Below are 12,251 nucleotides of genomic sequence, written 5' to 3' on the forward strand. Positions count from 1 at the left end.
AATTTCATTTGTGATTATTAATTTATATTTATCTTTACTATTATAATCTTTTACCCAAAATGATATTTTCACTTTGCTTTCTTCAAAAGTTATCTCTTTGGCATAGACATTAGGCCTCGGATCATCAAGTATTCCATCATACTCTGAGATTCTTTCAGTAATGTACTTGCTGAATTCCTCAATGTCTTTGTTCAAAGCAAGTCCGGCCATAATGTCCACCCTATATTTTTCGGGAAGTTTATATTGCAAATAAGGATAATTGGTCAATGTTGAGTTCGGAATGATGTCTTTAATTCCGTTGTCGTCAATAATTGTTGTTGATCTAAGGCTGATTCTTTCAACAACTCCCTTCTTATTATTTATCTCGATTGTATCTCCAACTTGGATACTTTTTCCAATAATCAGGATTATTCCTGAGAATAAATTGGATATGATGTCTTTTGCCGCAAAACTCACTGCAATACCTACAATTCCCAAACTCAATAAAGTTCCTGCAAGGTTTATTCCAAAGAATTGCAGTATTATCATCAATGCTATAAAATAGATTATGTAGTTAATTATATCTCTTGCAAGGTATATTGCAGCTTTATTTTTATGAAATCGATCCATTTTATTCATTATATAGGCTATAATTCTTGTTATCAATGTTGCAATAATAATGACTATCAGGATATAAATAAGGATCATCGGATTTTCGGGGGCAATTGAAAAATTCATATTATCTTCCTAAACATCAATTCTCATAAAATCATTGGCCAGTTTTGTATTTTCAAAAACATCTTGGGCTTGCTTTAACATTTCATCAGTTTTTTTGTATCTTGTACTGAAATGTGTTAATATTAATTCCTTTGAATTGGATGCCTTGGCTATTTCGGCGGCATCTGCAGATGTTGAGTGGAAATTTTCTTCGGCTTTGTCAGCATCCTCACTCATATAAGTTGATTCATGGATAAGGATTGTTGAATCTTTTGCAAACTCAACCATTTCTTTGCAGGGGGTTGTATCTCCGGAATAAACGATTTTATTTCCTTTTCTTGGAGGTCCCAAAACTTGTTCCGGTTTGATTATTTTTCCATCAACTTCAATCTCTTCGCCATTGTGCAGACGTCCAAAATCAGGTCCGACCGGCACGCCAAGTTCAATAGCTTTCTCACGAAGGAATCTTGGTTTTTTTAACTCCTCTATTGAATAAGCTAAAGAGGGAACATTATGGTTCACGTGTTGGGATTTGATAATGTATTCATCTGTTGATTCAACCGTTTCAGAATCGATTTCAATAAATTCAATTGGAAATTCAATTTTAGAATAGCCCAGATTAAATAATGCATCTCTCAGGTCATATAATCCTTTAGGACCATAAATTGTTAATTTTTTTTCTCTCCCTCTAAAATTCATTGATTGGATTAATCCGGGAAGGCCTAAAATATGGTCTCCATGATAATGGCTTAAAAATATCTTGGATATTTTCATGGGGCTTACCTTTGCAAAAATTAACTGTCTTTGGGTAGCTTCACCACAATCAAATAAAAATGTCTCACCGAATGCTTTTAAGATTATTGCAGGGTGATTTCGATTATATGAATGTACTGCAGATGAAGTTCCTAAAAATATTATTTCCATGTAATCACTTATTTTATTAATTAAAAATAGTATATATTAATAATAATTATTAAATTTTAGGTGATTTTTTGGATAAAATTATTGAATATATGCTAGAAGAAGATGAAGGATTTGGAGATATTACTTCAAATGCTGTTGTTGAAGAAAATAAAGAAGTTAATGCATATATTATTTCAAAAGATGAAGGAATTCTAGCAGGTATTGATGTTATTCGCAGTGTTTTAGAGGAATATGGAGTCAAAGTCATTTTTTGGCTAAAGGACGGAAGCGAGATTTCTAAAGGTGATTTGATAATTTCCATGAAAGGTGATGCTAGGACAATTCTGCTTCTTGAAAGAACAGTGCTTAATTTATCCATGAGAATGAGCGGTGTAGCTACTGCAGCTCATTATTATGCAAATCTAGTAAAGGATTATGACGTAAAGATTGCAGGAACTCGCAAAACTTCTCCAGCAATAGCCAAATTCGATAAATATGCGCTTAATGTTGGCGGTGCCGATACTCATCGTTTCAGTTTGGATGATATGGTGTTAATTAAGGACAATCATATTGCAGTTTGCGATTCTCCGCTCGATGCACTATTAAAAGCAAAAGAGAATACTAGTTTTTCTAAAAAAATAGAAATTGAAGTGGAAACTCTTGAAGATGCAATAAGATGCGTAGAAAATAAAGCTGACATTGTCATGCTTGATAATATGTCTGGAGTGGAAGTTAAAGAGGTCATTGAAGAGCTTGAAAAACTCAATATTCGTCAAAATTCATTGATTGAAGTGTCTGGTGGCATTACTGAGGATAATATTCTTGACTATGTCGAATATGGTGTAGACATCATTTCTATTGGTGCTTTGACACATTCATCCAGAAGCTTGAATTTTAGCTTGAGGATTGAAAGTTCATAATCTCAAGGATAATTTTTCTTTCAATTCTTCATTACTCATTTCGGTAATGAATGTCTCGTCATGGCTTATTGCTTTTTCAGCCAGATTTAATTTATTCTTACTCATTTCATCAATTATTTCCTCAATGGTTCCTTTGGTGATGAACCTGTAAACCATCACATCGCTTTTCTGGCCAATTCGATGCACACGGTCTGTTGCCTGGTTTTCTATTGCAGGATTCCACCACAAATCGTAATGAATCACATTCTGTGCAGCAGTCAAGTTCAATCCGACCCCTCCGGTTTTCAGTGTAGCGACTAAAATTTTACAATCCTTGTCTTCTTGGAATTTGCTTATCACTTTGTCTCTTTTTTGCTGTGTTAATGAACCATGCAGGAACAACACTTCTGTTTTTAACTTTTTGGAAACCAATTTTTGTATGATTTCACCCATTTGGGCATATTGGGTAAATATTATGACTTTTTCATCAACATCCAGAATATTTTCCAAGATTGTAATCAGCAATTCCATTTTTCCGGATTCGGTGATTTTCGGATTGTCTGAATGCAGATATTGTGCCGGGTGATTGCATGCTTGTTTTAATCCAGTTATGATATTTAAAATAATTCCTCTTCTTTCAATACCTGTTTTTCCTTCCAAATCTTCAAAAATGCCGTCCATAATTGCATTGTATAATCTGATCTGTTTTTTTGTTAGGGTGCAGTAGATGTCATTAATGATTTTGTCGGGAAGCTCATCTTTGATGTTGTCATCGGTTTTCAGGCGTCTTAAAACAAAAGGTTTTGTTATCGTTTTGAATTTCTCCAAGGTTTTTGTCTCTTCCAACCTTTCTATTCTCATTACATAATTTGCCTTAAAATTGTCCAGGCTTGATAAATATCCTTTATTTACAAAATCGAATATTGACCAATAGTCCGTTAATTTATTCTCAATGGGTGTTCCTGTCAATGCAATTTTATTCAATGCCGGAACACTTTTTATTGCTTTTGTTTGCTGGGTATTTGGATTTTTAATGTTTTGCGCTTCATCGATAACGCATATGAACCATGTTTTGTCCAAAAACATATCCAAATCGAGTCGGATAACTCCATAAGAGGTCAATATGATATCATAATCTTCAAAGGGGAATGTCCTATTGGATCCGTGGTAAATGTAATAGGTTAATTCTGGAGTGAATTTGTTTATTTCATTTTCCCAATTTGATATCAGTGTTGGAGGTACAATTATTAATGATGGTTCATTATCCAGAGGGTTGATTTCTTTAAAATGAAGGATGGCGGTCAAAACTTGGATTGTCTTTCCAAGCCCCATGTCATCAGCCAATATGCACCCAAAGTTATACTTGATGTTTTGAACCAGCCAGGAATAGCCTATTTTCTGATAGGGTCTTAACTCGCCTGTTAAGGATGTTGGAACATCATAGGCTTTTGTATCGTTAATCAGCTTTTTGAATCTGGCATAATCCTTTGGATTTTTCAGTTGTTTTCTCATCAGGTTTTTAGATTCGGAATCCATATTTCTTTTCCCTTTTCTTTTTCTATAATAAATATATTGATGTTTTTATTAAAAAATTTTCAATTTTTCAGCATTATTATTTTGTGTTTCTGAATTCTTTTTTTTAAATTCATAGATAAAATATCCAAAAAACAAAGATTAATAATATAGTAAAATAATATATATTAAAGATAGAATGTAATTCTATGTTTTTTATGATGGTGATTTAATGGTGAAAATAGCTAAATTAGCTTTGGAAGATGGAACTGTTTTAAAAGGAGAAGCATTCGGTTATGAGACCACCAAATTGGGAGAACTCGTTTTTTCCACAGGTATGGGAGGTTATACTGAATCTTTAACTGACCCGTCTTTTAGAGGAGAGATTTTAATGTCCACTTACCCATTGGAAGGAAATCATGGCGTAAGTGAAGAGTGGTACCAATCTGATAAGATTCAGGTTGAAGGTTTTGTTTGTCGTGAGGTTTGTCGTGAAGTTTCTAATTTTGGACCTCAAAAAACATTAGATGAATTTTTAAATGAATTTGAAACTCCTGGAATTAGTGGAATCGATACCCGTGATTTAACACTTAAGATTCGTGAAAGAGGTTCACTTAAAGCAGCAATAACAACTGAAGATGTTCCTGATGATGAATTGCTTGAAATGGCTCGTTCACAGCCAAGTATTGAAGATAGGGATGTAGTGCCTTTGGTATCTACTAAGGAAATTAAAATTTTCAATGAAGATGCAGATAAAAAAGTTGCTTTAATTGACTGCGGTGTTAAAAAGAATATCATAAACTCACTTTTAGAAAGGGGCATTGGTGTTATTTTATTCCCTTATGATACTGATTATAAAACTGTTTTGGATTACTCTCCAAGCGGATTGATGATTACATCAGGGCCTGGAAACCCTGATAGAGTATCTGAAACAATTGAGACAATGAAAAAGTTATCAAACAGGTTACCTATTTTCGGTATTTGTATGGGTCAGCAATTAATCGCAAAATCCTTTGGAGCAAGATCCTATAAAATGAAATTTGGGCACAGAGGTGAAAATCAGCCGGTTAAAGATTTGGCAACTGGAAAAGTATTTATCACATCACAAAACCACGGATTTACCATTGATAAGGAATCATTAAAAGAAACTGATTTAGTTTTAACCCAAATTAACTTAAATGATGGAACTCCAGAAGGAATTTCACATAAGGAATTACCTTTACATTGTATACAGTACCACCCTGAAGCGGGTCCTGGTCCAAACGATACAAGAAGCATTTTTGACGAATTTAATCAAATGATGGATGATTATTAAAAAATTTAATGAGGATTACATATGCCAGTTGATAAAGATATTAAAAAAGTATTAATTATTGGTTCTGGACCTATTCAGATTGGACAGGCTGCAGAGTTCGATTATTCAGGTTCACAAGCATGTAAATCACTAAGAGAAGAAGGTATTGAAACAGTACTCGTTAACAGTAATCCAGCTACAATACAAACTGACCTTGGAATGGCAGATACTGTTTATACCGAACCATTAACTCCAGAAGTAGTTGCAAAAATCATAGAAGAAGAAGATATTGATGCTATTTTACCAACCATGGGTGGACAAACCGGATTAAATATTGCAACAGGTCTTGGAGACTTAGGATTATTGGAAGGAATTAAGGTCATAGGTTCTGATGTTCAGACAATCAAGGATGTGGAGGACCGTGACTTATTCGCTAATCTTATGGAAGAAATCGGTGAGGAAATTCCAAAATGTCATGCTGTTGAAAGTGTGGAAGATGCTCTTAAAGCAGTAGAGGACATCGGTTATCCGGTCATTGTAAGGCCGGCATTCACATTAGGTGGGACCGGTGGTGGAATCGCTCACAATGAAGAAGAGTTAATTGAAATTGCAAACCATGGATTGGATATGAGTTTCATTAACCAAGTTCTCATTGATGAATCCGTTCTCGGATGGAAAGAAATAGAATTTGAAGTAATGAGGGATAAGGAAGACACCTGTATCATTGTATGTACTATGGAAAACATTGACCCTATGGGTATCCACACCGGGGACAGTGTTGTTGTTGCACCTATTCAAAATTTATGTGATGAAACCATCCAAAAGATGAGGGATGCATCTATTAAAATTATTCGCGCATTAGGAATCAGAGGTGGATGTAACATTCAATTTGCACTTAACCCTGAAACTGATGAATACAAAGTTATTGAAGTAAACCCTCGTGTATCTAGAAGTAGTGCACTTGCATCAAAAGCAACAGGTTATCCAATCGCTAAAATTTCATCAAAAGTGGCATTAGGTCTGACATTGGATGAAATTAAGAACGATATTACAAAAGAGACCCCTGCTTCTTTTGAACCGGCTATCGACTATGTGGTTATTAAAATCCCAAGATGGCCGTTTGATAAATTTAAAGGAGTCAGCCGTGAAGTTGGAGTTCAGATGAAAGCAACAGGTGAAGTGATGGCTATTGGAAGAACCTTTGAGGAAGCATTCCAAAAAGCACTCAGGTCACTTGACATGGGCTTTGATGGATTTGAATATGTGGAATGGTCCAAAGAAGACTTGGCAAAACCTACCGATATTATTTACTTCCAAATTTACTCAGCCATTAAAGATGGAATGGACATTGACGAGATAAGGGAACTCACCAAGATTGATAATTTCTTCTTATACAAAATCAGAAACATCGTAAACTTTGAAAATGACGTTACCGCTGAAAAACTTGATGATGAGTTCTATTTAAGAAAAGCAAAACAATTAGGATTTTCCAATAAAAGGTTAGCTACCTTGTCAGGTCAAACTGAAGAATACATTAGAAATTTACTTTCAAGATACAATATCCAACAATCTTATAAAATGGTAGACACTTGTGCTGCAGAGTTTGAAGCAAAAACTCCTTACTACTACAGTAGTTATGATGTAGGTAATGAATTAACTTCCACAACAAGGAAAAAAGTTGTCATTCTCGGTGCAGGGCCAATTAGAATTGGTCAAGGTATTGAATTCGATTACTGCTGTGTACACTCCTCTTTAGCTTTAAAAGAAGATGGAATTGAAACAATCTTAATCAACAACAACCCTGAAACTGTAAGTACAGATTATGATATTTCCGATAAACTGTTCTTCGAGCCGCTTACTTTTGAAGATGTAATGGGAGTTATTGATCAAGAAAAACCGGATGGAGTCATTGTGCAGTTTGGTGGTCAAACATCCATTAACTTGGCAGTTCCTTTAGCAAATGCCGGTGTTAAAATCTTGGGAACTCCATATGACAGTATTGATAGAGTAGAAGACAGAGAATTGTTCGCTGAACTTTTAGAAAAATTGCATATTCATCAAGCACCATATGGAACAGCAAATTCATTTGAAGAAGCAAAAGAAATTGCAGAAAGAATCACATTCCCAGTTTTAGTGCGCCCATCATATGTTATTGGTGGAAGAGCAATGGAAATTGTTTATGACGTGAATGAACTTGAGGAATATATGCAAGAAGCCGTAAAAGTATCTCCTGACCATCCAATCTTGGTGGATAAGTTCTTGGAAGATGCAATTGAACTTGATGTTGATCTTTTATGTGATGGTGAAGACGTATTCATTGCAGGAATCATGGAACACATCGAAGAAGCAGGTGTTCACTCTGGAGATTCTGCATGCGTAATACCTCCTCAGACTATTCCAGCACATATCTTAGACACCATTCGTGAAAATTCCACTAAATTAGCATTGGAATTGGATGTTAAAGGTTTAATGAATATCCAATATGCAGTAAAACTTGATGAGGAAATGGTCTACATTATTGAAGCTAACCCTCGTGCAAGTAGAACTGTTCCGTTTGTAAGTAAGGCTATTGGTGTTCCGTTGGCAAAAGTTGCAACTTGGATTATGCAAGGTGCTAAATTGAAAGACTTCAATTTAACCAAAGAAATCAAAATTGATCACGTTGCTGTAAAAGAATCCGTATTCCCATTCTTAAAACTTCCTGAATCTGATACTGTTTTAGGGCCTGAAATGAAATCCACAGGTGAAAGTATCGGTATAGATGAGAATTATGGAATGGCATTTTACAAATCCCAACTTTCAGCTGGAATGGAATTGCCTAAAGAAGGTAAAATTTTCATTAGTGTTAAAGAAACAGATAAGAAAAAAATCAGACCTATTGCGGAAAAGGCTGCTAATTTAGGATTTAAGCTCATGGCTACCGACGGTACTGCTGATGCTACAGGTCTTGATTCAGTTGAAAAAATCTTAAAGGTATCCCAAGGTTCTCCTAACATTAGGGATGCAATCTTAAACAATGAAATCAATTTGATTATTAACACTTCTGAAGGTAAGCAATCAGCTAAAGATGGTTATATCATTAGACGTCTGGCTATTGAATTGGGCATTCCTTATGTTACCACATTAGCTGGTGCAAGAGCTGCTTTAAATGCAATTCAAGCGGTTCAAAATAGTGAAATCAATGTAAAATCTTTAAACGAGTATGTTGATGGAGAATAATTTTTCTCTATCCTTTTTTTAATTTTTATACAGATATTCTTTAATGTTAATACCGCAGGAAGGACACTCCTCTTCGCCGATTTTTAGTCTGTTTTTACATTTAGGGCAGAAGTTCAGTTGAACCTTATATTCGACGGTTGGGTCGATGATGATGTTGACGTCAATTCTTTCGCTGACATGTGTCCTTAGGACGCTTTTGTCCCAATGGTTGTCCATAAGTAATTTTTTATAGTAAAATGCTTCGGTCATTGTGTCATATGACCCGATGATTTCATCTCCTTTCTGAATGAAAAATTTACGGATTTTATGATCAAAGAGAATTTCACCTTCCCTTTCCTTTTTGTTAACTTTTGTTCCTTTTATTCTGCCTTTAGGCCTTCTTTCAGGAAATGGGGGCAGTTCCATATTCTCATACTTGTTTTCCAAATCACATTCAACAAGCAAATCATAATCAAAATTACAAAAAAATAGTGCATCTCTTTCATATAATGCATCTGATAGCTTTCTAAACTCACCATAATCTTTATTATTATATTTAACCCTATATACATCGCCAGTTTTTACAATGTTCCTGTAGAAGTATCGAATTTCTTGAGAGTTAATAATATCACCCTTTGGTTTAAAAAGCAATCATATCAAAATAATGAGTATAGTTTATTATTATTTCTTTTTAATTTTTAAATTTTTTTAATGAAAAATTATATTAATAAAAAAAATTAGATTTTCCTTTAATGTTCACTATAGCTAATGGAATCATTTTAAAAGGTGAAAATTTAGTTCCACATCGTGAGAATATTGTTGTCGATGAAGGTAAAATCATTGAAATTGGAAAAGATTCTCGTGAAGGAAAAATTATCGATGTTGAGGGAGCTATTGTCTGCCCATCTTTTATTAATGGTCATATTCATATTGGAGATTCAATTATTAAAGATGAAGGATATGGATTGTCCTTGAGTGAAATGGTCAAACCTCCAAATGGGGTTAAGCATGTTGCTTTGGCTGAAGCTAGTGATGATGAATTAATTGAAGCAATGAAGAATTCCATGTGGGACATGGTTAGTAGTGGAACATCTCATTTTATTGATTATCGTGAAGGCGGAATTAAAGGTGTTGAACTTTTAAGGAAAGCTTCACAGGACATTCCAATTAAACCGATAATTTTGGGTCGTGATGATAGTTTTTATGGTGATGATCCTGATTTAAGCAAAGTGAAAATTGCCGTTCGCAAACTTCTTAAAATTGCCGATGGTATCGCTCCAAGTGGATTTGGAGAAATCACAATGGATGTCGCTGAAATAATTTCCAAAGAATGTGAAAAAGAGGGTAAGATTTCATCTATCCATGTTGCAGAATCCGAATCTAATCAGATTGAGTCATTAAATAACTATGGCTTGAGCGAAATTGAGAAGGGTGTTAAAACCAATTTTTCACAATTGGTACATCTCACCAATCCTAAAAACAATGATTTGGATGAGGTTTCAAAAATGAATCCTAATGTCGTTGCATGTCCAAGGGCGAATGCCACTTTAAATGTGGGTGTGGCTCCTTTGAATGATATGGTTAAATTGGGTTTAAAACCACTTTTGGGAACTGATAATGTAATGTTGAATTCGCCAAATATGCTTCGTGAATTGGAATTCAGCTTAAAAATAATGTCTGTTTATCATGATGATTATATTAATCCTGTTGAGCTTTTAAAGATGCCAACAACCAATATCTGTGGATTCAAAATTAATGATGTAATTCAAAAGTCCATGATTGTGGAAAATGATTTTGCCGAATTCATTGTTTTCAAGTCTTTTTCTAAAAATCCTTTTTTAAATATAATAAATCGTGCTGAAACGAAAACTATATTATATACTATTAATAAAAAATTTAATGTATAATATTGTAGAATATAAATCTACATAATAGGGAGATGTTAGCAATGTATAAGAGAATATTGGTTCCTACAGACGGTTCAGAATTCGCAAAGAAAGCTGAAAAACATGCCTTGTTTTTAGCCAGGGCCAGCGGAGCCGAAATTTTTGCTGTGAGTGTTACAGAGAATAATTTTGTTAACGGACTTCCATTGGATGATGAAGTATACCAGTTAAATCAAATTCTCAAAGAGAGATCTGAAGAAAATCTTAAAGAATTCGATGAATTAAATGACAATAATGATTTAAAGATTACTCATGTAATTAGAGAAGGTTCACCCGCTAAAGTTATTTTAGAGGTGGCAAAAGAAGAAGATATTGATTTGATAGTTATGGGTAGTTCTGGTAAATCTGGATTTGATAGATTTATAATGGGTAGTGTGGCGGATAAGGTTGTAAATTCAGCTAAATGCGCAGTGCTTGTAATTCATTAATCTTACCATATTATTGTATTTTGTAAAAAGGTGTTTTTATGTTAGTTAAAAGAACAATGTCTAAAAATGTTGTAAGTGTTTCTGTACCTGGAAACCGAGATAAAGTTTTAGACTTAATGAGAAAAGAAAAGAAAGCAGTATTGCCAGTAGTTAAAGAAGATACTGACATTTTAGTAGGACTAGTAACTCGTTCTGATTTAATTAATAATCCTGATGAAGAACAAATTGCAATGTTAATGACAAGGGATTTAATTACTGTAAATCCTGGCGATGATGTAGTTGTTGCTGCTCAAAAAATGATTGAAAATGATGTTAGAAGAGTTCCTGTTGTCAATGATGATGGGGAATTGGTTGGAATTATAACATCCTTTGATTTAGTATCTAAAGCTTTAACTAAAATGGAAATCAATGATGTAGTTGAAAATTATATGATTACCACTGTTCCAACAACTTGGGAAAAAGCTCCATTAAACGTAGCTTTTGAAAGTATGAATCAATTTGGATTAAAATCTATTTTAGCATTAGATGATGATGCTAAATTATCAGGTATTTTAACTGAAACTGATTTTATTTCCGAAATTGAAATTATCTCTGAAAGAAGTGAACACAGTTCTACTGTAGGTACTGAAGGGGATAAATGGTCTTGGGACAGCACATCTGTTTTATATATTGAAAAAAATCACTTAAAATTCACTGATAAAGTTGTAAGTGATGTTGCTGTAAGTAATGTGGAAGTCGCTAACTCTAAAACTAAAGTTTCCGACTGCGCTAAAAAAATGAAATCCTTAAACATTGAACAAATTCCTGTTATTGGTGTTGAAGGCGATTTAGTCGGTCTTGTAAGAGCAAGTGATTTGATTAAAGCATTAGTTTCACAATAATAGTGATAAAATGGCTGTTAGTCCAGTATTGGTCATTAAACTTGTTGAAGACAGTGCGTTAAGTGTTCGTGCAAGATTATATGATGATTTTGCCGAACATGAAATTGTCTTGAACTCAGTCATTACTTATTGGTGGGCCAATAACTTGCCTCCGGCTTCAAAATTTCTAGAGCTTTTTGATTCAGTAATTAAAAGGACCATTAATGAGATTATGCCTCATAAAACATTAAATTTAAAATATGAGGTTAAAGCAAATCAAATATTGGATAAAGCTTCAGAAATTGAAGTAAATTTAATTTCTGTTTCAGCAGATGATATTGGCTTTAAAATAGAAAATGGTAAGTTTTCGTTAAGTGGAATTCGTAAGGTTGAACCTGATTTTGAAGCTAAAGAATTCGAAACTACTTTTGATCATGTTATTGAAACTCCGGACATTGTGTTGAAAAAATATCTGGAAATGAAAAAGTGAGTTTCAATATTTTAATTCTTTTTTT

The 12,251-nt window shown here is 33.9% G+C and carries 11 protein-coding genes; 7 read left to right on the forward strand and 4 right to left on the reverse strand.

The genetic code is table 11. The features are described from left to right. Positions 1-717, reverse strand: a 717-nt coding sequence (locus tag QZU81_RS09210; protein ID WP_295591443.1) for a mechanosensitive ion channel family protein, incomplete at its 3' end; no start/stop codon positions are given. Positions 718-726: 9 nt separating this feature from the next. Next, a complete protein-coding gene (gene rnz, locus QZU81_RS09215; RefSeq protein ID WP_295591446.1) occupies positions 727-1,620 on the reverse strand; it encodes a ribonuclease Z in 894 nt (297 codons plus the stop codon). Between the two features lie 68 nt (positions 1,621-1,688). On the opposite strand from rnz, the gene nadC reads away from it, so the two are divergent. After that, on the forward strand, positions 1,689-2,519 hold the full coding sequence (nadC, locus tag QZU81_RS09220) for a carboxylating nicotinate-nucleotide diphosphorylase (protein WP_295591448.1): 831 nt from the start codon (positions 1,689-1,691) through the stop codon (positions 2,517-2,519). Here the strand turns inward: nadC and QZU81_RS09225 are convergent. Beyond that, positions 2,514-4,034 (reverse strand): DEAD/DEAH box helicase, encoded by a 1,521-nt coding sequence (locus QZU81_RS09225; RefSeq protein WP_295591450.1) that lies wholly within the window; start codon positions 4,032-4,034, stop codon positions 2,514-2,516. The genes nadC and QZU81_RS09225 overlap by 6 nt on opposite strands. A 208-nt stretch (positions 4,035-4,242) precedes the next feature. On the opposite strand from QZU81_RS09225, the gene carA reads away from it, so the two are divergent. Both carA and carB read left to right on the forward strand, forming a co-directional pair. Further along, complete coding sequence (carA, locus tag QZU81_RS09230) at positions 4,243-5,325, forward strand: glutamine-hydrolyzing carbamoyl-phosphate synthase small subunit (protein WP_295591452.1); 1,083 nt, start codon at positions 4,243-4,245, stop codon at positions 5,323-5,325. Between the two features lie 21 nt (positions 5,326-5,346). Then, positions 5,347-8,523, forward strand: coding sequence for a carbamoyl-phosphate synthase large subunit (gene carB, locus QZU81_RS09235; protein ID WP_295591454.1), 3,177 nt, complete (start codon positions 5,347-5,349; stop codon positions 8,521-8,523). Positions 8,524-8,541: 18 nt separating this feature from the next. Here carB and QZU81_RS09240 read toward each other — a convergent pair whose 3' ends face one another. Then, a complete protein-coding gene (locus tag QZU81_RS09240) occupies positions 8,542-9,153 on the reverse strand; it encodes a zinc ribbon domain-containing protein (RefSeq protein ID WP_292823725.1) in 612 nt (203 codons plus the stop codon). 101 nt (positions 9,154-9,254) lie between these two features. Between QZU81_RS09240 and QZU81_RS09245 the strand changes: the two genes are divergently transcribed. From QZU81_RS09245 to QZU81_RS09260, 4 genes are read left to right on the forward strand one after another with little or no spacing between them, the layout of a single operon-like run. After that, a complete protein-coding gene (locus tag QZU81_RS09245) occupies positions 9,255-10,409 on the forward strand; it encodes an amidohydrolase family protein (protein WP_295591457.1) in 1,155 nt (384 codons plus the stop codon). Positions 10,410-10,450: 41 nt separating this feature from the next. After that, positions 10,451-10,876 carry a universal stress protein gene (locus QZU81_RS09250; RefSeq protein WP_292823719.1) on the forward strand — a complete coding sequence of 142 codons (426 nt, stop codon included), beginning with the start codon at positions 10,451-10,453 and terminating at the stop codon, positions 10,874-10,876. Positions 10,877-10,914: 38 nt separating this feature from the next. Then, positions 10,915-11,757, forward strand: coding sequence for a CBS domain-containing protein (locus QZU81_RS09255; protein ID WP_295591459.1), 843 nt, complete (start codon positions 10,915-10,917; stop codon positions 11,755-11,757). A 10-nt stretch (positions 11,758-11,767) separates the two neighbouring features. Further along, the gene (locus QZU81_RS09260; RefSeq protein ID WP_295591461.1) at positions 11,768-12,226 is read left to right on the forward strand and encodes a hypothetical protein; all 459 of its coding nucleotides are present in this window, start codon (positions 11,768-11,770) and stop codon (positions 12,224-12,226) included. Positions 12,227-12,251 lie beyond the last annotated feature (25 nt).

The organism is uncultured Methanobrevibacter sp. (assembly GCF_902770715.1).
Lineage (GTDB): Archaea > Methanobacteriota > Methanobacteria > Methanobacteriales > Methanobacteriaceae > Methanocatella.

What these genes read in the sequence shown, in the direction of transcription:
- QZU81_RS09255 (WP_295591459.1), top strand. Translation starts at nt 10,915, where the DNA reads ATGTTAGTTAAAAGAACAATGTCTAAAAATGTTGTAAGTGTTTCTGTA.
- rnz (WP_295591446.1), bottom strand. Translation starts at nt 1,620, where the DNA reads ATGGAAATAATATTTTTAGGAACTTCATCTGCAGTACATTCATATAAT.
- carB (WP_295591454.1), top strand. Translation starts at nt 5,347, where the DNA reads ATGCCAGTTGATAAAGATATTAAAAAAGTATTAATTATTGGTTCTGGA.
- QZU81_RS09245 (WP_295591457.1), top strand. Translation starts at nt 9,255, where the DNA reads ATGTTCACTATAGCTAATGGAATCATTTTAAAAGGTGAAAATTTAGTT.
- QZU81_RS09250 (WP_292823719.1), top strand. Translation starts at nt 10,451, where the DNA reads ATGTATAAGAGAATATTGGTTCCTACAGACGGTTCAGAATTCGCAAAG.
- carA (WP_295591452.1), top strand. Translation starts at nt 4,243, where the DNA reads ATGGTGAAAATAGCTAAATTAGCTTTGGAAGATGGAACTGTTTTAAAA.
- QZU81_RS09225 (WP_295591450.1), bottom strand. Translation starts at nt 4,034, where the DNA reads ATGGATTCCGAATCTAAAAACCTGATGAGAAAACAACTGAAAAATCCA.
- QZU81_RS09260 (WP_295591461.1), top strand. Translation starts at nt 11,768, where the DNA reads ATGGCTGTTAGTCCAGTATTGGTCATTAAACTTGTTGAAGACAGTGCG.